Source organism: Corallococcus exercitus (genome assembly GCF_003611585.1).
GTDB classification, from domain to species: Bacteria; Myxococcota; Myxococcia; order Myxococcales; family Myxococcaceae; genus Corallococcus; species Corallococcus exercitus.
Map to the genome: position 1 here is coordinate 31,752 of NZ_RAVW01000012.1, position 20,217 is coordinate 51,968.

Here is a 20,217-nt window from a genome sequence, read left to right on the forward strand (position 1 = left end):
CCCATGTGGCAGAAACGGCGAGGGAACGAACCTTAGCAGGGTTTTATTCGCTCCGGAGTCGGTCCCGGGTCGCATGGGAGGAGAAATGCCGTACGGGCAGTGGGCCCTGTGGGGATTGACCGCGGCGGCTGTCCTGCTGCTGGTGAACGTCGTGTGGGTCCTGCTCGTGCGGCGGTGGTACCGCCTCAAGGGGCCTCTCCCCGAGATGCTGCGCGTGCGTTGCGCGGATGGGTGGGAACTGACCGTGCACGCGCGGCGGGCCCCGGTGCGCCGCTTTGCCGAGCCTGTCCTGTTATGCCACGGGCTGGCGGCCAACCGCTTCACCTTCGACTTCGAGCCACCCTACTCCGTGGCCCACTACCTCACCGAGGCTGGGTTCGACTGCTTCAGCGTGGAGTGGCGTGGCACCGGGCACTCGCAGCGTCCGCCGCGGGGCCGGCGGCCCACGGACTTCACCGTCGACGACCACATCCAGCACGACGGGCCAGCCCTGCTGGAGCTGGCGCTCAAGGAGACCGGCGCGAAGCAGGCCTTCTGGTTGGGCCACTCCCTCGGCGGACTGGTGGGGTACGGCGTGGCGCAGGGCCCCGAGAGCGGGAAGCTGGCGGGCCTGCTCGAGTTGGGGGCGCCGGTGTACCTCAAGTCGGAGCCGTTCCTGCGGACGCTCATCTCGCTGGGCGTGCGGGCCGCGTGGCCCGGGGCAATCCGGCAGTCGTGGGTGAGCGCCAGCGTGGCGCCCTTCCTGGGCTACCTCGCGCTGCCCCTGTCGGACATCGTCGTGAATCCCCGGCACGTCCCGCCACGCGTCCTGCGGCAGCTGTCCGTCAACATGATGGCGGCGATGAGCCGCAAGGTGCTGCTCCAGTTCCAGGACTGGATCTCCCACGACGCGTTCCGCTCCTACGACCGCAAGACGGACTGGCGCGCGGGCATCGCGAAACTCCAGATGCCCGTGCTGGTGATGGGCGGCAGCGCGGACCGGCTCGCCACCGCGGCCAACGTGGAGGCGCAGTACGCGCTGCTCACGTCACCGGATCGCACGCTGCACGTCTTCGGCCGGGACCGCGGGGACAAGATGGATTACGGCCACGGCGACCTCATCTTCGGCACCGGCGCTCCGATGGAGGTCTACCCCGTCATCCGCGAGTGGCTCGAACAGCGCGCCACGCCCCTGCCTCCCACGCCCGCTCAGGGCTGAGGGGGGCTGGAGTCGAGCTGGACGCAGGGGGATTGCAGCCCCTGTTTGTTGCTCGCGTCGACGTGGCGGAGGTGGACTCGCGTCTGGCCCTCGCAGTCGGTGGAGACCAGCTCGCCCGTCGCGTTCTTCGCGGTGAGGTCCGCCACGTGCAACTGGCCCTCTTCGATGGCCAGCAGGACGGAGCCCGAGGTGTCGCGCACGTCGACGCTCCTGGCCTCCAGGGTGGCCCGCGTATCCACCGCCAACGCGGCGAGTCCGCACGCCGAGAGCCGGGCATTCCGGAGCACCGCATGCGCCCGCTGGGTCGCCAGCACGCAGGAGCCCTTCACTCGCTCGACGGTCACGGTGTCGACGTCCGCTTCCACCTGGCGCAGGTGGAGCCCATCCCCCGCGATGCCATCCGCGGTGCTCACGTCCGTGATGACGCCCTCGCGCAGGCGCACGCGTCCCTGCAATGCCACCACGCCGTATTCCCGCGAGCCCTCCAGGCGGAAGCGCCGGACCTCCAGGTCCGAGGCCGTGAGCTGCAAGGCCCCATAGTTGCCCGCGTCCTTCACGACCACGTCCTCCAGGAGGCCGCTCGTCGCCGTGAGCCCCAGGCCGGCGCGCGTGGCGTGCTCCGAGGTGAAGCCGCGCACCGACAACCGGGCCCGGTTCGTCGTCACGCCGTACTCGTGTCCCTGGACCCGCACGTCCACCAGCGTCAGCGTGCCCTCCACCGTGGAGAACGCAGTGCCCGCGCCCCCGGAGGCCCGCGCCCGTTCGACCTCCGCCACGCCGCCCTCCTGGCTCAGCGCCGTCCGGGGCCCATGGAAGGACACCCCCTCCAGACGGACCGTGGCCCCACTGCGGGCCCGGACCGCGCGCTCGTAGGCGCCCACGAATTCACTGTCCCGGAGGATCAGGGAGGGCGTGGGGGTGGCCCCCATCACAGCCTCCACGAGCACTCCGACCGCGACCTGCGCCTGGCTGCCCGCTCCCGCCTCGAAGCGCAGCTCCCTGCCTTCGAGCGGCCCCGCGCCCAGCCGGATCGCCCCCTGGGCCTGATTCCGGAAGGTCACGGCGTCGACCCGCACCGGCCCCCGGGCTTCCAGGCCCCAGCCGCCTCCCTCCACCACCAGGGCTTCCAGGGCGGTGGCCCCCCGGGCCTCCACCACGGTGGCGCCAGGTTCCGTCACGGCCAGGATCGTGGACGGGCCCTGCCCTTTGAGCCGGGTTCCCTCCGGCAGCCGGACGGGCCCCTCGTAGCGGCCGGAGGCCAGGTGCACGAGCAGCGGGCCGGGACGGTTCAGGGCCTCGGCCAGGGCGCGCAAGGGACGCTCCCGGGTGCCGTCTCCGGCCACCGCCGCCCCGTCCACCCAGAGCTCGCCCGTCGCGTCCGGCCGCAGCGTCGGCCGCGAGCAGGCGCACAGCAGGGCCAGGAGCCAGGGCAGGAGTCGGGTGGACACGCGGGCAGGCACTCTAGCCCCTTGATGGCACCCTGCTGGAGCTGGATCAGGACCCACTGCTAAGTGATCGATTTCCCAAAGACTTTCATGCGAAGCCGATCACACGGCGATCACTTCCCCTGATGGGAAAAGTAGGAGTGTGAGGATGTATCAAAAGATGCGATCCTCCCTCTCTCTACAGGGTGTATTTTCAGAGGCCAGTTTTCAGCCGGAGGCCGAATTTCCGGCTCGGGAGCGGGTGGCGCATTGACAGTCGAAACCTCGATTTGTTACCTCCGCCATCCGCTCGTTCAACGCCAGACAACGCAGAGGGAGGGGTGTCATGACCAAGGCAGAGCTCGTGGAGGTGGTGGCTGCGCAGTCGAAGCTCACGAAGAAGCAAGCCGCCCAGATCCTCGACAGCGTCTTCACCAACATCGGCAAGGCGGTGAAGAAGGACACCCGCTTCAGCTACCCCGGGTTCGGCACGTGGTCGCTGCGCTCGCGCAAGGCGCGGAAGATCCGCAACCCGCAGACCAACGAGATGATGAAGCTCAAGGCGTCGAAGACGGTCGGTTTCCGTCCCGCCAAGGAGCTGAAGAACTCGCTGTAGTCGCAGGGCTTTTGAAGGCCCGTCCCCCTCAGGGGCGCGAACCCGTGGCCGGGTGACGCCCCTGGGACGTGAGGACGGGGGACTCCGCAGGCATGCGGGCCACGGGACGCTCCTCGGAGGTGTCCGGGGCCGCCTCTGGGGCGACGAGCGCTTCCAGCGGATCCAGTGAGCTGCCGTCGTGCCAAAGCTCGAAGTGGACGTGGACGCCGGTCGCCAGGCCTGTGTCCCCCGCGAGCCCCACGACGTCGCCCTTCGCCAGTACCTCGCCGGTCGTCACCAGGACCTCGGACAGGTGGCTGTAGCGCGTCACCCACTGGCCGTCGTGCTGGACCTCCACCATCTTGCCGTGGTCGCCGTTCCAGCCGGCACGCAGGACGACGCCCTTCTCCGCGACGCCCACGGGCTGTCCCCGGCGGGCCGCCAGGTCCACGCCCGAGTGGCGGCGGAGCTGGCCGGTGATGGGATGCCAGCGCTCCCCGTAGAGGCTGGTGATGGTGACCGGCTCCACCGGCCAGGCGAGGCGCGGCGGGCCCGAGGGCTCCGTCGGCAACTCCCAGCGGCGCAGCGTGGACGCGCGCACGATGAGACGGCCCACGCGCACCACCACGGCCTCCGCGAGCGGGCCCGGCATGTCACCGTAGAGGCGCGCGTCCTGCTCCAGCTCGGCCTCCATGATGCCCCGGGCACGCGTCAGGTCACGGGTGTCGGTGTGCTCCACCGGCCGGGCCAGGAAGGCGTCCAGGGCCGCGTTCATCGCCTCCCAGTTGCGCACCTGGTCCGCGGGCATGGCGCTGCCGCGCTGGACCTTCCCGCGGTAGGCCTGGGCCTGCTGCGCGAACGCGGTGAGCGCGGCGTCGAGCTCCGGAGAGCGCTCGGGCGCCAGCGGACCCCGGGCGCGCTCCGGTTCGTGGGGGAGGAAGGGCGCCGCGCTGTCGCTGACGAAGCCGCTGTCGCCCGAGGTCGCGTACAGCTCCTCAAAGCTCATCTTCTCGCGCTGCGGCGTGGCGCAGGCGGAGAGGGCCAGCAGGGCGAGGACGGCGGGTCGGCGCACGGCGGAGGGAGCCTACCACGCGCCGGGCCGTCCACCTGTTCCAGGCCGTGGATCATTCCCCCCGGGTGCACAGGTACGTGCGGTCCGCACCTGGCGTGGAGGGGGCTCGTCCCCGGGTCCCAGCGGACCGTCATTCCGCCGACTGGAACTCCCGTCCGCGGCGGCCCTTCGTCGCGCGCGAGCGTGGCGACGGCTCGGAGTTCCCGGACGCGGGTGAGGAGGCGGCGTCAGGTGGCGGACGCGGAGAGAGGCCCAGGCGCCCCATCGGGCCTGGATGCTGGCCATCTGCTCGGCGGCGCACCGCACGAACCTGTCCGACTGTCGGACAGGTTGGGACAACTCGGGGGCCGCCTGCGCTGACGCGTTCGCCCTGACGTTCCCCATCAGGCCTGCCTTGCCAGGCGCCGTGGCCGGGGACTCCCGCTCCAGCGAGCAGCGGAAACCTGTCCGACTGTCGGACAGGTTTGGAAGACCGTGGCCGGGTCAGCTGGCGAGGGCCTGGCGGATGCGCGCCAGGGCGTCGTCGATGTCCGCCTTGGACACGTCCAGGTGGCACACGAGGCGGATGGAGTGCGGACCGGTGGGGTTGGCCAGCACGCCCTGCTTCAGGAGCAGCGCGGAGGCCTCGGCCGCCGGACGCACCAGGTCGGCGAACACCATGTTCGTCTCCACGCGCGACAGGTCCACCTTCACGCCCGGCACCTGGGCCAGGCCTTCCGCCAGCCGGCGCGCGTTGGCGTGGTCCTCGGCCAGGCGCTCCACGTGGTGCTCCAGCGCGTAGAGCGCCGCCGCAGCGAGGATGCCTGCCTGCCGCATGCCTCCGCCCAGCCGCTTGCGCAGCCGCCGCGCCTCGCGGATGACGTCCGCCTTGCCCGCGAGCGCCGAGCCCACCGGCGCGCCCAGCCCCTTCGAGAAGCACACCGCCGTCGAGTCCGTCAGCGACGCCCACGCGGACGCGGGCTTCCCCGCCGCCACCTGCGCGTTGAACAGCCGCGCGCCGTCCAGGTGCACCGCGAGCCCGGCCTTGCGCCCCGCCTCCACCACCGCGCGGAAGCGGTCCACCGGCCACACCGTGCCGCCGCCCCGGTTGTGCGTGTTCTCCAGCGAGAGCAGGCGTGTTCGCGGGTTGTGGATGTTCTCCTCGCGCACCGCCGCCGCGACGGTCTCCGGCTTCAAGATGCCGCGCTCGCCCGGCAGGGGCGCGGGCTGCACGCCCCAGAGCGCCGGCACCGCGCCGCCCTCGTAGTGGAGGATGTGGCTGCCCTCCTCCGTCAACACCTCGTCGCCGGAGCGGCAGTGCACGCCGATGGCGATCTGGTTCGCCTGCGTGCCGGAGGGGACGAAGACGGCGGCCTCCAGACCGAGCCGCTCCGCCACGCGCTCCTCCAGGCGGCGCACCGTGGGGTCCTCGCCGTAGACGTCGTCGCCCACCTCCGCGTCGGCGATGAGCCTGCGCATGGCGGGCGTGGGCTTCGTCACGGTGTCGGAGCGGAAGTCGATGGGCTTCATGGTTCTCCTCGCTGCGGGGAAAAAGGGTGCCCCGCCATGGCGCTTGGGCGGGGCCGCCCCGTGACATACAACGCCCGCGTGGCCCGGCGAGAGACAGTGGCGGAGAAGCGGCAGCGAGCGGTGTCGGTCCTGGACGGTCTGGAAGCAGCCATGCCGGACGCCCGCATCGAGCTGGACTACCGCACGCCGCTGGAGCTGCTGGTCGCCGTCATCCTGTCCGCGCAGTGCACCGACAAGCGCGTCAACCTGGTGACCCCCGCCCTGTTCGCCCGCTTCCCGGACGCCCAGGCCTACGCGCGCGTCGAGCCTACCGACGTGGAGCCCTTCATCCGCACCTGCGGGCTGTACCGCGCGAAGGCGAAGAACATCGTCGCCACGGCGCGCGCGCTGGTCGCGGAGCACGGCGGACAGGTGCCGCTGGTGCGCGACACGCTGGCGGAGTTGCCGGGCGTGGGGCTGAAGACGGCGGGCGTGGTGTGCATCCACCTGGGCGGGGACGCGGCCTTCCCCGTGGACACGCATGTGAAGCGGCTGGCGTACCGGCTGGGCTTCACCACCCACGAAGACCCGGACAAGGTGGAGAAGGACCTGCAGGCACTGCTGCCTCGCGAGCGGTGGACGCTGGGGCATCAGCTGCTGGTGTGGCACGGGCGGCGCACGTGCTTCGCGCGCTCGCCCGCGTGCGGCACCTGCGCGGTGGCGGACCGCTGCCCCAAGAAGGGCGTGCGCGCCACCGCGAAGGGCTAGGCGGACGCCGGAGCGCCCTGCTCCTTCGAGGCCTTGAGCTTCTTCATGCGCTTGCGGATGAACTCGCGCTTGAGCGTGGAGACGTGGTCCACGAAGACGGTGCCGTCCAGGTGGTCCGTCTCATGCTGCACGGCGATGGCGAGGAGGCCGTCACAGCGCAGCGTCTGCTCCTGGCCGTCCTCGTCCAGGTAGCGCACGGTGGCGACGGCGGCGCGGTCCACGTCCTCGGCCTCACCGGGGATGGAGAGGCAGCCTTCCGTGTAGGTCGTCTCCCCTTCGAGCGAGACGAACTCCGGGTTGATCATCGCCAGGGGCTTGGACTCCGGCTGCTGCGGCCGGGTGTCCAGGACGATGATGCGCTGGAGGATGCCCACCTGCGGGGCGGCGAGACCGACGCCCTCGGCGGCGTACATCGTCTCGAACATGTCCTTGATGAGCGCGCGGACCTTGTCGTCCACCTTCGCCACGGGCTTGGCCTTCTGCTTCAGGATGGGGTCGGGCCAGATGAGAATCTCGCGAACCATGGGGGGAACTCTTAACCCCACCGGACCGCGACGGGCAACCGTTCCACCGGGCATCAGTCGAGCAGATTACGGGCGTACTCGCCCCGCAGCCGGTCGTCTCCCAGGGCCCGCGCGGCCTCCGTCAACACCGCGCGAATCTGCTGCGCCCGGTGCTGGAGCGCGGGGTCCGGATGGCCCGCGAAGCGCAGCGGGTGGAACTCGGCGGCGAGCAGTGCGTATGCCCGCTTGACCTCCTCGCTGCCAGCCGAGCGCGCGAGCCCCAGCACGGTGAAGTAGTCCGCGTCCTGGATCTCCTCGAACTTGGCTTCCAGGCGGTGCACGTCCAGCTCCGGTGGCAGGTCGCCCTGGGCGTCCTCGGAGGGTGGGTGCAGGGCGATGAGCCCCAACGCCCGCGCCACCGCGAGCGTCTTGAGCGCGCCGTCCTGCGGCAGCCCCGCGCCCAGGAGCAGCGACTCCAGCGTGCGTTCGCCGTCCACGGCCTGCAGGAGCTGGAGCTCGCGGGCGGAGAGGCCGAAGTCCGTGGGGGCCATGTGCGCATCGCCTCGGGAGACCGTGGCTCGCAGGGAGCCGGCGGCGTCGAGGAGCGATTCGGCGGTGAGCGTGTTGCGCAGCCCTTCCGCGAGCAGGTGCAGCGGCGGGCGCGTGGCGGCGGCGAGCGCGACCTCGTGGGGCGCGGGCTCTGGCACCAGGCGGTAGAGCGTGGACGGTTCGGCGAGCGCGTCCAGGAAGACCTGTTCGGTGTAGCGCTGCACCAGCGGGACGGATTCGGCTTCGCGCACGTAGCCGCGGCCTCGCAGGGCTTCCAGGAGCGTGCCAGTGGTGGCGCTGCGCACGAGCCGGAGCTCAGCTTCCTGGCGCGCGTCGATGAGGCCATCCGCGCGGGCTCGGTCGATGAGGGATTCGCCCTGCGCGGAGGATGCGGCGCCGACCAGGGCTCCGTCGCGCAGCCAGAGGACGCGCAGGGCGTTCATCACCTTGAGCTCGAGGCGCACTTCCATGCGCGCGTCGCACAGGCGCAGGACGAGGCGTGCGAGGCCCTCCTGCGTGAGGCTGCCGCTGCGGGCCACCGCCATCTCCGGACGGCCGGGCGATTCGAGGGGGATGAGGGTCGCGCGCGCCTGGGCCACGGCTTCTTCCGCGTCGCGCTGCGCTCGGGCTTCGAGTTGCTCGCGCTCGCGTTCGGCCTGGAGGCGCTGTTCGACGGCTTCGGCTTCGAGCCGGGTGCGGGCTTCGCGCTCGCGGGTGAGCTCCTCGCGGAGCTGTTCGAGCTGCGCTTGCAGGGTGTCTCGGGCCTGCGTGAGGTCCGTGGCTTCGGTTCGGGCGCGTGCTTCGGCTTCGGTGCGGGCCTGGGTTTCAGCGGCGAGGCGGGCTTCGGCGGCGGTGCGGGCCTGGGCCTCGGTTTCGATGCGGGCTTCGAGGTCCTGGCGGGCGCGGGCTTCGGAGTCGAGGCGGACTTCCAGCACGGTGCGCAGGCGGCCTTCAGACGTGGCCTTGGCGGTGGATTCGGCGGACTTCTGCTCGGCCTGGAGGGCGCGGGATTCCGCGGCGGTGCGGGCCTGGAGCTGCTGCTCGGCGGTCGCCTCCGCTTCGGTGCGGGCCTGTTCGGCCTGCGCCAGCTCCTGCGTGAGCTGCGCGATGCGCGCCTCGGCTTCGGTGCGGGCCTGGGCGAGGGCCTCTGCTTCGGCCTGGGCCTGCTTGAGCTGGCCAGCGGTCTTCGCCGCCTCGGCCTGAACCTGCGTGAATTGATCCGCGCGGTCGCCCGAGTCGGACTGGAGCTGCTGGAGCTGCTCCGCGCGAGCCTCTGCTTCGGCCCGTGCCTGCTTCAATTGCTCGGCGGTCTGCTTCGCTTCGGCCTGGGCCTGCTTGAGTTTCTCCTCGCGGGCCTCTGCTTCGGCCTGGGCCTGCTTGAGTTTCTCCTCGCGGGCCTCTGCTTCGGCCTGGGCCTGCTCCAGCTGCCTGGCGCGCGTCTCCGCCTCGGCCTGAGCCTGGGCGAGCAGTTCCTCGTGGGCCTCTGTTTCCACCTGGGACTGCTTGAGCTGTTCTTCGCGCGCCGATGCCTCGGCCTCAAGCCGCTTGAGCTTTTCCTCGCGAGCCTCTGCCTCGGCCTCAAGCTGCTTGAGCTTTTCCTCGCGAGCCTCTGTCTCTGCCTGATCTTGCGTCAGCCGCTTGGCGCGAGCGTCCGCTTCGGCTTGAGCCTGAGTGAGTAGCTCCTCGCGGGCTGCTGCTTCGGCCTCAAGCTGCTTGAGCTTTTCCTCGCGGGCCGCTGCTTCGGCCTCAAGCTGCTTGAGCCTTTCCTCGCGGGCCTCTGCTTCGACCTGCGCTTGCTTCAGTTGCTCAGCGCGCGTCTCCGCTTCGGCCTGCGCCTGGGTGAGCAGTTCCTCGCGGGCCGCTGCTTCGGCCTGCGCCTGCTTCAGTTGCTCGGCGCGCGTCTCCGCTTCCGCCTGCGCATGGGTGAGCAGTTCCTCGCGGGCCGCGGCTTCAGCCCTCGCCTGCTTCAACTGCTCGGCGGTCTTCTTCGCTTCGGACTGAGCGTGCTTCAGCTGTTCGGTGTGCGTCTCCGCGTCGGCCTGGACCTGGCTGAATTGATCCGCTTGCGTCTCCGCTTCGGTCCTTGCTTGCTTCAACTGCTCGGCGGTCTTCCTGGCTTCGACCTGGAGCTGCTTGAGCTGCTCGGCGTTGACGTCGCGGGCTTGTTCGGCTTCGGTGGCTCGCGCTTCGGCGCGCTTCACGGCCTCCGACAGTTCCTTCACGCGGGCTTCGGTCCGCGCCAGGGCCTGCGTCAGCTGCTCCACGTGGGCTTCCGCCTGGAGCAGGGCTTCGGCGGGCTGCGCGGCCTTGGCTTCGGCTCGCTGGCGGGCCTGCTTGAGCTGCTCCATCCGCGCGTTGGCCTGGCTCAGGGTCTCCGCGAACCGTGCCTCGGTCTGCTTCGTCGCCGCTTCGGCCTCTTCCGCTCGGGCCTGGGCTTCGGCCAGGGCCTCCTCGGCCTTCGCGGCCCGGGCTTCCGCCTCGGCCACGCGTTCGGCGTTTCGTTCCGCGGTGGCTTCAGCGGCCGCGCGGGCCTCTTCTGCTTGCGTGGCGCGGCTTTCGGCCTGGCTCACCGACTGGGTGGACTGCCTTGCCTTGGCTTCGCCCTGAAGCAGCACCTGCGCCAGTTGCTGCGCCCGGGCCTCCACCTGCGCCAGGGCCTGCGCGGACTGCTTCGCCTTCGCCTCGGATTGCGCCAGCGCCTGCGTGGCCTGCTGGGCCCGCGCCTCCGCCTGGGCCAGCGCCTGCGCGGACTGCTTCGACCTCGCTTCGGACTCGGCCAGCGACTGGGCCAGCTGGTGCGCTCGCACCTCCACCAGCGCCAGCGCCTGCGCGGAGTGCTTCACCTTCGCTTCGGCGGCGGTCCGGGCCTTCGCCTCTGCCTCGGCGCGAGCCTCTGCCTCGGCACGCCGGGCCTCCAGGTCCGAACGGATTGCGGCGGCCTCACCGTCGCGGCTCTCTGTCCGCTCGGAGTCGGATTCCTCTCGCTGACTCGCGGCCTCGCGGGCCCGGGCTTCGGCCGCGAGCCGGGCTTCGATCTCGGCCTCCAGCCGCGCTTCCACGTCCGTGCGCGCGGCCTGCTCCAGCTCGGCGCGGGCTTCGGCCTCTTCGCGCGTCTGGGCTTCCTGGCGGGCTCGGAGCTCGGCCTCCTCGCGCGCCTGGACCTCCGTGGCGATGCGCTTCTCGAGCTCGGCAAGCTCGAGCCTCACCATCTCCGCGAGGGCTTCGGCTTCACGACGGGCGCGTTCCTCGGCATCCGCCCGGGACTCGGCATCCACGCGGCTTCCGGCCTCGGAGGCGAGCCGGGCTTCGACCTCCGCGAGGGCCTGCGTCGCCGACACGGCCCGGACTTCCGAGTCCGCGTGGGCCTCCGACGCCTGCTTCAGCAGGGACTCGGCACGCGCGCGGGCGTGGACCTCCTCTACGGCCCGCACCTCCACGGCGCTCCGGGCCTCGACCTCCGCGTTCGCTTCGAGAAGGGCGTCTTCCCGCGCTCGCGCTTCGCCCGCCACGCGCTCTTCCAGCTCGACGCGGAGCGACTGCTCGGATTCGGCCAGGGCTTCCGCTTCCGCGGCGCGGGTCTCCGCCTCCTCGATGGCGGCGTAGGCCAGCGCGAGTTCCTCACGCAGCGATTCCAGCTCCGCGGCCAGGTCCGACGGCGGCTCGACCGCGTCCTTGTGCACTGGAGCGGGGGCCTCCTGTTCCTGGGTGCGCGTCTTGTTCGCCCGTTGCAGGCCGCCTGGCACCAACATCGGCGACGACGGTGCCTGGACCTCCAGCCGAGCCGTGGGCTCCGACGTGGCACCTTCGCTCAGACGCACGGAGGAGCCGTCTGGCTTCACGGCATCGTCCGCTTCGGCCGTGTCGCCCGGGTGCGCGGGGGTACCGGCACCAGGGGCGCGTGCGTCGTTCAGCCGCGACGAGGAGCCCCTGGCACTGGCCGTATCGCCTGCACTGGGCGGATTCTCCGGACGCGTGGCGGTGCTGCTTGCCACCGCACCGCCCACTCCGGACTTGTCGCTCAGAGCCGCGGTGCCGCCACCCGCGCCGGCCACATCGCTCGGGCCCGCGACCACGCCCACGCCCACGCCCACAGGGGACTTGCTCGACGAGCGCAGCGGCACACGGGCCGCGACACGCAGCGGTCGCTCGGTGGTCACTCGGGGCGCCGCGCTGTCCGGGGTTCCGTCATTGCGCGACGCCGTTGCTTCGTCCGGACGTGATGCCTTCGCTTCGTCCGGACGTGATGCCTTCGCTTCGTCCGGACGTGATGCCTTCGCTTCGTCCGGACGCGATCCCTTCGCTTCTCCCCCCGGACGCGCGCCGTCACCGCCCGCAGGATCCGACCACTGGAGGGGCTTGGAACCCTCGTCCTTCGCGTCCTCGACGGTCTCGGAGTCGAACCAGTCCGCGCCCACCGACTTCGCGGCGGCATCGGAGGACTCCTCGTCCCGCTCGCGCGCATCCGCGGAGGCCTTGAGCTCCTGCTCCAGCACGTCCCAGTTCGACAGGCCCGCCGCCGCCAGCTCCTCCTCGGTCGGCTCCGAAGAAGAAGACGCGGCCTCTTCCGAATCCGCCCCGGCCGCGACAGCCGCGGCGGCAGCCCGCTCCTCCGCCGCCACGTCCGCCGCGACCGAACCGAAGTCCGTCTCGTCGGAGTCCCCCACGCCGCCCGGCGAAGGACGCGCCTCCAGCTCCGGATCCGGCTCCAGCTCCTTCCAGGCCAGCGGCGCCGCGCCCTCCGGCTCCGCTGCCTTCGCGGCCCCTCCGTCCTCGTCCGACTCGACGTCGAAGAACCCCTCGTCGCCCAGCTTCGGCGCGGCCTTCACCGGCTTCAGTCCCGGCGGGGTGAGCCGCTCCTCACGGAACGCGAGCCGACCCTCCGGCGGCGTTTCTTCCGCGCCCTCCTCGTTCGGGAACGGGAAGCGCAGCGTGGTGCGCGCTTCCGGCGAACGGCCCTCGGCCGCCGCTTCCGCGTTCGGCGGCTCCGCGTCCCACTCGTCGCCGATGTTCGCGTCCGGATCCTGCTCGCCCCACGCCTCCCCGGAGTCGCCCTCCCCCGCCGGCCACTCGGACTTCGTGCCCACCGAGAGCGCCGAGTCGATGGACGCCATCGCCTCCGACTCCACCTCCAGGTGCGCCTCTTCCAGCGCGGCGTTCATCGCCAGGTGGGTGCTGCGCTCGCGCTGCTGGTGAACGGCGTGCGCGCTGCGCTCCTCGCGCGTCATCGCCGCCACTTCCCAGTCCGTCTGGTTCAGCGGCGCCAGGTCGCCGAACAGCGCGTTGGCCAGCGCGGGGTCTCCGCCCACCGCGTGCGGCGCCGTCGCATGCCACGCCTCGTCCGTCCCCGGGCCGCTCCCCTTCGCCGGCTCCTGCAGCGTGCGGTTCTCCACCACGCGCCAGCCGTCCGCCTCCGCCGGGGCGCGGATCAACGTGTCCACCAGCGTCACGAAGCTGGGACCGTCCAGGGGCAGCGGCGCCACCGGAGCGCTGAAGCCCTCGATGGCCTCGCTCAGCAGCAGCACCCGGGCCTTGTGGCCCTCCGGGTGCTGCACCAGCTCCTCCAGCACCACGCGCCCGCGGCCGCTCTCCACGCCCGGCGCGAGCACGATGAGCTCCGGCAGGTGATGCCCGAAGGCGATGAGCGCGTCCGCGGCGGAGGTGGCGAGAATGACCTCGTGCCCTTCGCGGGACAGCAGTCGCCGGACGGCGGCGATGGTGGCGATGTCGTCGTGTACGAGGAGGACCGAGGCGCCCATGGGGGAGCCGGGGAGTCTACAGCATGGCCCCGGGATCCACGTCGATGACGACCTTCACCCCATTCGGAACATCCGGCAACGCCGCCTCCAGGCGGGCGAGCAATGGGGCGAGCGCAGAATGCGTCGGCGCCTTCAAGAGCAGCTGCCAGCGCGTCTTGCCCCGGATTCGGGCAATCGGGGCCAGGGCCGGCCCCAACAGGCGCACCCCCGCCGAGGCCGGCGGCATGTGGCGCCCCACCAGGTTCCCCAGGAAGCGGGCCACACCCGCGGTCTGCTCGGGGTGCTCGCCCTCCAGCCGGACGGCCGCCATGCGCGCGAAGGGCGGATAGGCCAGCGCCTTGCGCCACTCCAGCTCCTGCTTGGAGAACCCGTCGAAGTCGTGCGCCAGCACCCGCTTCACCGGCTCCGCGTCCGGGTTGTAGGTCTGCACCAGCACCCGGCCCGGGTCCTTGCCGCGACCCGCGCGCCCCGCCACCTGGGTCAGCAGGTGGAAGGTCCGCTCGGCGGCCCGGAAGTCCGGGATGGCCAGGGACGTGTCCGCCATCACCACGCACACCAGCGTCACGCCCGGGAAGTCGTGCCCCTTGGCCACCATCTGCGTGCCCACCAGCACGTCCAGCTCCCGCCGCGCGAACGACGCCAGCAGCTCCGTCAGCTTCTCCGCGCTCGTCGCGGAGTCCCGGTCCAGCCGCGCCACGCGTGCGTGCGGCATCCGCTCCAGGACCTCCGCCTCCACTCGCTCCGTGCCGATGCCCAGCTTGAGCAGCGGGCCGGTGCACTCGCGGCAGCGGTCCGGCACCGGGAACGCCACGCCGCAGTAGTGGCACACCACCCGGTTCTGCGACCGGTGGTGCGTCATGCACACGTCGCAGTCGTGGCACTTGAGCGACAGGCCGCACACCTCGCACAGCAGGATGGTGCTGTGGCCGCGGCGGTTGAGGAACAGGATGACCTGCTGCCCCTTGGCCACCGTCTCCTCCATGGCCTGGAGCATCTGCGGGCTCAGGATGGGCGCCTCTTCCGTCACCTGGCCCTCGCGCGGACGCTCCACGCGCAGGTCCACCAGGCTGATGGACGGCATGGGCCGGTCATCCACGCGGTTCTTCAGCTCGACGAGCTTGTAGCGGCCGGAGCGCGTGTTCTGGAGCGTCTCCAGCGACGGCGTGGCGGAGCCCAGCACCACCACCGCACCGGCCTGCTTGCCGCGCACCACGGCCAGGTCGCGGGCCTGGTAGCGCAGCTTCTCGTCCTGCTTGAAGGACGGGTCGTGCTCCTCGTCCACGACGATGAGCCCCAGGTGCTCCACCGGTGCGAACACCGCCGAGCGCACGCCCACGGCGATCTTCACCGTGCCCTTGCGCAGCGCCTGCCAGTGGAACAGCCGCTCGCGGTCCTTCAGCCCCGAGTGCAGCACCGCCACGTCACCACCGAAGCGGCTGCGGAAGCGCCCCACCAGCTGCGGCGTCAGCGCGATTTCGGGCACCAGCACCAGGCTGCCCAGGCCGCGCGCGAGCGTGTGCTCCACCGCGCGCAGGTACACCTCCGTCTTGCCGCTGCCGGTGACGCCGTGCAGGAGGTACGGCTGGAAGCCGCCCACGTCGACGGCGCCCTGGAGCTCCTTCACCGCCAGGGCCTGCTCCGGGGTGAGGCGGTCCGGGCGGTTCTGCACCAGCCCCTCGCGCACGCCGGCCTGCAGCGTCACCTCCACCCACTTCACGAACTTGCGCGTCGCCAGCTTCTTCAGCGTCTCGCGAGCACCGGGGATGGCGTGCGTCACCTCGTCCAGCGGCGCGCGTCCGCCCACCGCCAGGAGGTACTGGAGCACGGCGGCCTGGGCCGGGGCGCGGGCCAGCTGCGGCGGCACCTCCGTGACGAGCGCCTCCACGAAGAACTGGATGTCCGGCTTCGCTTCCTTCTCATCCACCGCGGTGGAGAGGCCCGGCGGCAGCGCGCCGCGGATCACCTCGCCCAGCGGATAGCGGTAGTGCTCGGCGGTGAAGCGCAGGAGCGCGATGAGGTCCTTGGGCAGGGACGGCGAGTCCTCCAGCACGCGCTGGATGGGCTTGAGCCGCACGCCGCCTTCCACCGGCGCGTTCGCGGGCCCCAGGTAGAAGCCCAGCGCCATGCCCCGGCCAAAGGGCACCAGCACGCGCTGCCCCGGGGCCAGCTTGTCCCCGAGCGCCTCCGGCACCAGGTAGGTGAACTCCCCGCGCACGGGACGGCCCACGGCGACGGACGCAAGTTGGGCAGGGGTGGCGCTCACGACGGGGCGCACTGTAGCGGCGGGCTCCCGCTGCGACAGTTCCCGTCCCACTTCCGTACGCCGCGTCCGCAAGGGGATGGCACCCCGAGAGGGGGCCTCCCCCGGTCCCTGCGGAAAACCACCCAGCGCGAAGTGCTCTTGCTCCATGACCGACCTCTTGCCGCCAAGTCCCGCCCGCCACCGTCCTGCACCCGGGATCCACTGTGCCCGGAGCGTCTGACATCCCCGGTCCCCGGAAGCACGAAGGGCCCCTCCCGGCCCCAGGAAATCGGGGGGCGGAAGAGGCCCGGCGTCGCCTGTGAGAGGCGCGGAAGGAAGGAGGCGTGCGTGCGGCTACTTGCCGAAGGCCTTCTTCACGGACGGGCGGCTGGACACGCGCTCCCACCAGGCCATCACGTTCTTGTGCGGGGCGACGAGGTCCTTCTCGCCCACGGCGAAGAGGTACTCCATGTACGGCGCCCAGGTGACCTCCGCGAGCGTGAAGTCATTGCCCGCGAGGTACGGCCGCTTCGCCAGCGCCGCGTCGATGACCTCCAGGGGGTGCTTCACGCCCTCGCGGCCCTGGGCGATGTTCTGCTCGTTGTTGGTGCCCCGGAAGCGCTCCATGACGACCTTCATGGCCGGGCCGGAGAAGTAGGACTGCTCCACGCCCATGAACTGCTCCATCAGCGCATAGCCCTTGGGGTCCGCGGGCGTCAGCTGGGTGCCCGGCAGGGTGCGGTCCAGGAAGCGGCTGATGGCGCGCGACTCGTACATCATGAAGCCGTCGTCCAGCTCCAGCACGGGCACCACGCCAAAGGGCTGGCGGGCCAGGTGCGCGGGCGTCTTCTGCTCGCCCTTCATCAGGTCGATGTTGATGAACTCGACCTCGCGGCCCTTCTCCGCCAGGACGGTGAGGACCTTGCGGGTACACGTGCTCATCGGGTTGCCATAGAGCTTCATGCGAATCGCCTCCGCGCCACGGGGCCGGGAAAATCCCGGTCCTGGAACGGGCGGGACTTTCACCGTGAGTCCCGCCCATCGCAAGCGATTCGGAACGGCCGCTACTTGAAGAGCGTGTCCGACACGGCCGAGCGGTTGTCCGCCTTGAGGGCGGTGAAGCGCAGCACGCGCTGGCCGGCCTTCCACACCTCCACCGTGCGGGGCATCCAGTCCCCGGTGGACGGAGAGGCGTAGTCCACGAAGCGCACGTCCCAGGCCGCCCCGGACGCGTCCGTGTAGCGCAGGCGCGCGGGCCGGAAGGCGTCCTTGTAGACCCAGAACTGGGGCTTGCCCTCCGCCGGGTCACCCAGGACATAGGCCACCTCGCCGCCGAAGCGCGCGAGCGACGTGACCTTCGTGTTGACGCCCAGCCCCTGGAGGTACGCCTCCTGGGCGAGCTTGGTGTCCTGCACGCTGCCCGCGTCCTGCGCGAGGATGGCGCACACCTGGGCCACGAGCACGGAGACGGCGGGCATTTCCTTGCCCTCCACGCGCTTCTTGCCGGACACCTGCACGGTGGCGGCCTTGAGGCTGCTGTCGGGCGAGCTCGCGTCGAAGCGGCAGCGGCCCGGAATCTTCACGGACAGCACGCCGTCCCCCTGGAGCTCCGGGCGGTCGGTGGGGACGTTGAGGGCGGCCCCGGCCTCCGCCACGCCCGAGGAGGAGAAGATGACGGAGCCCTCCACGCGGAAGGCGGACAGGTGCTTCTCCTCCCGCGCGGTGGCCATGCGCCGGAGGATGGAGCCACCGGGCAGCACGTAGGCCCCGGCGGCGAGGGAAACGAGGACGGCGGATACGGCGATGAGACGCTTCACGGCTTCTCCGTCTTGACGACCTCGCGCAGGTACTCCATGAGGCCTCCGCGCAGGTCGGGGCGCTTGAGCGCATAGGCGATGTTCGCCTTGAGGTAACCCACCTTGTCACCGGCGTCGTAGCGCTGGCCCTGGAACTTGTAGCCCAGCAGACCTTCGGTCTTCTGGAGCGTGGCCAGGCCGTCCGTGAGCTGGATTTCGCCGCCCACGCCCGTGGTCTGCTTCTCCAGGATGGGGAAGATGGACGGGGGCAGCACGTAGCGGCCAATCACGGCCAGGTTCGACGGCGCGGTGCCCTTCTTGGGCTTCTCCACCACGTGGTCGATTTGAATGACGCCGTTGCCCAGGTCCTTGCCGGCGGCGATGCCGTACAGGTGCGTCTCGCTGTCGGGGACCTCCATCAGCGCGATGACGGCCTTCTGGTGCTGCTGGTAGATGCGCGCGAGCTGGCCGATGCCGGGCTCCTCCGGCGAGTCGATCATGTCGTCGCCCAAGAGGACGCCGAAGGGCTCGTTGCCGATGACGCTCCTGGCGCACAGCACCGCGTGGCCCAGGCCCAGCGGCTCCTTCTGGCGGACGCTGACGATGCGGACCAGGTTCGCGATGGCGCGCAGCTTGTCGGCTTCCGCCGTCTTGCCGCGGGCGCGCATCGTGGTCTCCAGCTCGAAGCCGATGTCGAAGTGGTCCTCGATGGCGGACTTGCCGCGGCCGTTGATGACGACCACGTCCTCGATGCCCGCGGCGACGGCCTCCTCCACGATGTACTGGAGGGTGGGCGTGTCGACGATGGGCAGCATTTCCTTGGGCACGGCCTTGGTGGCCGGGAGGAAACGGGTGCCCAGGCCGGCCGCGGGAATGACGCACTTGCGAATGAGCTTCGCTGCCTTCGTGTCGGTGGAGGACATGGGGCGGGGAATCTATTGGTGGCCCAGAACCCCAGCAAGCCGGATAGATTCCCCGGCGCCATGCCGCTCCGTGCCATCGTTGCCGCGCTCTCCTTGACGCTGTCCGTGGTCCCCTTCGCCGCCCGGGCCGCCACCAGCGAACCCGCCGAGGAGCTGCGCAACGTCGCCAGTGCCCGGGCCCTGGGCATGGGCAGCGCCTACCGGGCCACCGGCCTGGGGGCGGATTCACTCCTGGGCAACCCGGCGGCGATGGCGCTGTTCCCGGCCTACCGCATCGAGGGCACGGGCGCGTACGACCCGCGCAACAAGGAAGGCTACCTGGGCATCAGCCTGGCGGACTCCAGCAGCGGCCGGCTGGCGCTGGGCGTGGACTACCACTGGCTGTCCCTGGGGCGCGGCGGGGCGCGGACGAACTCGAACCTGAGCACCCTGGGCGCGGCGCTGCCGCTGAGCCAGTCGCTGCTCATCGGCCTGTCGGGGCACTACCTGCGGCTGAATGGCCAGTCGCGCTTCGCCAACTCCATCACGCTGGACGCGGGCCTGCTCGTGCGGCTGAGCGAGCAGCTGACGCTGGGCGTGTCGGGGCACAACCTCATCGACACGGAGAACGTGGAGCTGACGCGCTACTTCTCCGCGCACGCGGCCTACGTGGGGCCGGCGGTGGTGGTGGCGTTCGACATGCGCGCGGACTTCGAGACGCGCGACTCGACGGTGCTCACGTACAACACCGGCGCGGAGTACATCCTGGACCAGACGGTTCCGCTGCGCGTGGGCTACACGTACGACGGCTTCCAGAAGGTGTCGCGCCTGACGGTGGGCGCGGGCTTCATGTCGCCCGGAGGCGGCGGCGTGGACCTGGCGTACCAGCACGACCTGGGCGGGCTGAACGGGCGCGTGCTGGCGCTCACGCTGCGGATCCTCGCGAACTGAAGCGTCAGCGGCCGGTGCGGCCGGCTTCGGCGGCGTCCCGCAGCGCGAGGTAGCGCTCGGAGGCGGCGAAGCGGACCAGCTCCTCCAGCTCCGAGTCGTGGGGGCGGCGGGCGCGCAGGGCGGTGAGCGCGGGCCCGGGGCCTCCGCAGGCGACGAGCCCCGCGCGGTTGGCGGAGTCGCGCGCGGCGGCCACCAGCAGGCTCGCGTCGAAGTCGCGGGTGCCGGGCTCCATCAGGAGGGCGGCGCGCTCCAGGCCCCTGGGGGACAGGGACTCGCGCACCACGCGGGCGTCGTCGCCGGCGTCCTTGGGGTTCTTGAGGACGGAGGACAGCAGCGCCAGCGCGCGCAGCAGGTGGTCCTTGCGCAGGGCGCGCAGGGCGAGCAGGTCCGGCGACAGGGAGAACAGCGCGCGGCCGGCGTGGAAGCGCAGCTCCGCGTTCGTGGGGGGCTGCTGCACGAGGAGCCGGCCCACGACGAGGCGCGGGGCGGAGGTGTGCAGCGGGGTGATGTTGGCGGTGTCGTCGTCGCCCGCGACGAGCTCCGGCAGCGGCACGCCCAGGAGGCGCGCGGTGGTGTGCAGCGCGTCCAGGATGGCGGTGGCGCCCGGGCCCGCGGACGCGCGCAGGGGCTCCGAGGTGCTGGCGATGCGCGCGGGTGACGGGAACAGCCGGCACAGCGCGATGCCCACGCACGCGAGCAGCTCACCGGACGGGGTGCGCAGGCCCGGGTGGCGCAGGCCGGCGCGCTCCTGGTTGGAGAGGGGGCCGCGCTGGACGCGGGGCGCGGGGACGTCGCGGCCTTCCAGGGCGTCCGCGAGCTCGCGCATGAGCGCGGCGCGGGTGACGTCGCCGCGCTGGTCGAAGTGGTCCACGAGGCCGCGGTAGGGCTTCGGGTCCAGCGGACGCTCGCGCACGAGCTTGAAGACGATGGGCTCCGCGGAGGTGGCCTCGGCGGGGGGCGCGGCGTCCGGGAG

Annotated in this window: 13 protein-coding genes and 1 pseudogene; 4 read left to right on the forward strand and 10 right to left on the reverse strand. The window is 71.6% G+C overall.

Annotated elements, in window-relative coordinates:
- The first annotated feature begins 85 nt into the window (after positions 1-85).
- Positions 86-1,198 carry an alpha/beta fold hydrolase gene (locus D7W79_RS02895; RefSeq protein WP_120523792.1) on the forward strand — a complete coding sequence of 371 codons (1,113 nt, stop codon included), beginning with the start codon at positions 86-88 and terminating at the stop codon, positions 1,196-1,198.
- Here D7W79_RS02895 and D7W79_RS02900 read toward each other — a convergent pair.
- Positions 1,189-2,646, reverse strand: coding sequence for a hypothetical protein (locus tag D7W79_RS02900; RefSeq protein WP_120523793.1), 1,458 nt, complete (start codon positions 2,644-2,646; stop codon positions 1,189-1,191). The two genes, D7W79_RS02895 and D7W79_RS02900, sit on opposite strands and share 10 nt — an antisense overlap.
- Positions 2,647-2,968: 322 nt before the next feature.
- Here D7W79_RS02900 and D7W79_RS02905 point away from each other — a divergent pair, with 322 nt between their 5' ends.
- Positions 2,969-3,238, forward strand: a complete 270-nt coding sequence (locus D7W79_RS02905) for an HU family DNA-binding protein (protein WP_014394187.1) — start codon at positions 2,969-2,971, stop codon at positions 3,236-3,238.
- Between the two features lie 28 nt (positions 3,239-3,266).
- Here the strand turns inward: D7W79_RS02905 and D7W79_RS02910 are convergent, their stop codons facing one another.
- Together D7W79_RS02910 and ltaE are read right to left on the reverse strand one after the other, a co-directional pair.
- A complete protein-coding gene (locus D7W79_RS02910) occupies positions 3,267-4,289 on the reverse strand; it encodes a M23 family metallopeptidase (protein WP_120523794.1) in 1,023 nt (340 codons plus the stop codon).
- A 483-nt stretch (positions 4,290-4,772) separates the two neighbouring features.
- A complete protein-coding gene (ltaE, locus tag D7W79_RS02915) occupies positions 4,773-5,798 on the reverse strand; it encodes a low-specificity L-threonine aldolase (RefSeq protein WP_120523795.1) in 1,026 nt (341 codons plus the stop codon).
- Positions 5,799-5,834: 36 nt separating this feature from the next.
- Here ltaE and nth point away from each other — a divergent pair, with 36 nt between their 5' ends.
- Positions 5,835-6,545 (forward strand): endonuclease III, encoded by a 711-nt coding sequence (gene nth, locus D7W79_RS02920; RefSeq protein WP_120523796.1) that lies wholly within the window; start codon positions 5,835-5,837, stop codon positions 6,543-6,545.
- Here the strand turns inward: nth and def are convergent.
- From def to galU, 6 genes are all read right to left on the reverse strand, one after another.
- Entirely contained in the window at positions 6,542-7,069 is a 528-nt protein-coding gene (gene def, locus D7W79_RS02925; RefSeq protein ID WP_120523797.1) for a peptide deformylase, read from the reverse strand. The two genes, nth and def, sit on opposite strands and share 4 nt — an antisense overlap.
- A 53-nt stretch (positions 7,070-7,122) precedes the next feature.
- Entirely contained in the window at positions 7,123-13,353 is a 6,231-nt protein-coding gene (locus D7W79_RS02930) for a response regulator receiver protein (protein ID WP_120523798.1), read from the reverse strand.
- Positions 13,354-13,369: 16 nt separating this feature from the next.
- A complete protein-coding gene (priA, locus tag D7W79_RS02935; RefSeq protein ID WP_120523799.1) occupies positions 13,370-15,763 on the reverse strand; it encodes a replication restart helicase PriA in 2,394 nt (797 codons plus the stop codon).
- Positions 15,764-15,949: 186 nt separating this feature from the next.
- On the reverse strand, positions 15,950-16,558 hold the full coding sequence (locus D7W79_RS02940; RefSeq protein ID WP_120523800.1) for a glutathione S-transferase family protein: 609 nt from the start codon (positions 16,556-16,558) through the stop codon (positions 15,950-15,952).
- A gap of 101 nt (positions 16,559-16,659) precedes the next feature.
- Positions 16,660-17,412, reverse strand: coding sequence for a hypothetical protein (locus D7W79_RS02945; protein ID WP_120523801.1), 753 nt, complete (start codon positions 17,410-17,412; stop codon positions 16,660-16,662).
- Positions 17,409-18,314, reverse strand: a complete 906-nt coding sequence (galU, locus tag D7W79_RS02950) for a UTP--glucose-1-phosphate uridylyltransferase GalU (RefSeq protein WP_120523802.1) — start codon at positions 18,312-18,314, stop codon at positions 17,409-17,411. Before galU ends, D7W79_RS02945 begins: the two co-directional genes overlap by 4 nt.
- 60 nt (positions 18,315-18,374) lie before the next feature.
- Here galU and D7W79_RS02955 point away from each other — a divergent pair, with 60 nt between their 5' ends.
- Complete coding sequence (locus tag D7W79_RS02955; RefSeq protein WP_120523803.1) at positions 18,375-19,244, forward strand: PorV/PorQ family protein; 870 nt, start codon at positions 18,375-18,377, stop codon at positions 19,242-19,244.
- A gap of 4 nt (positions 19,245-19,248) precedes the next feature.
- On the opposite strand, the pseudogene D7W79_RS43485 reads toward D7W79_RS02955, so the two are convergent.
- A pseudogene (locus D7W79_RS43485) lies at positions 19,249-20,217 on the reverse strand (hypothetical protein); the annotation flags it as partial.

Excerpts from the sequence above, each read along its gene's own strand:
- D7W79_RS02895 (WP_120523792.1), top strand. The coding sequence starts at position 86 with ATGCCGTACGGGCAGTGGGCCCTGTGGGGATTGACCGCGGCGGCTGTC.
- D7W79_RS02905 (WP_014394187.1), top strand. The coding sequence starts at position 2,969 with ATGACCAAGGCAGAGCTCGTGGAGGTGGTGGCTGCGCAGTCGAAGCTC.
- ltaE (WP_120523795.1), bottom strand. The coding sequence starts at position 5,798 with ATGAAGCCCATCGACTTCCGCTCCGACACCGTGACGAAGCCCACGCCC.
- nth (WP_120523796.1), top strand. The coding sequence starts at position 5,835 with ATGGCGCTTGGGCGGGGCCGCCCCGTGACATACAACGCCCGCGTGGCC.
- def (WP_120523797.1), bottom strand. The coding sequence starts at position 7,069 with ATGGTTCGCGAGATTCTCATCTGGCCCGACCCCATCCTGAAGCAGAAG.
- D7W79_RS02930 (WP_120523798.1), bottom strand. The coding sequence starts at position 13,353 with ATGGGCGCCTCGGTCCTCCTCGTACACGACGACATCGCCACCATCGCC.
- priA (WP_120523799.1), bottom strand. The coding sequence starts at position 15,763 with ATGGAGCAAGAGCACTTCGCGCTGGGTGGTTTTCCGCAGGGACCGGGG.
- D7W79_RS02940 (WP_120523800.1), bottom strand. The coding sequence starts at position 16,558 with ATGAAGCTCTATGGCAACCCGATGAGCACGTGTACCCGCAAGGTCCTC.
- galU (WP_120523802.1), bottom strand. The coding sequence starts at position 18,314 with ATGTCCTCCACCGACACGAAGGCAGCGAAGCTCATTCGCAAGTGCGTC.
- D7W79_RS02955 (WP_120523803.1), top strand. The coding sequence starts at position 18,375 with ATGCCGCTCCGTGCCATCGTTGCCGCGCTCTCCTTGACGCTGTCCGTG.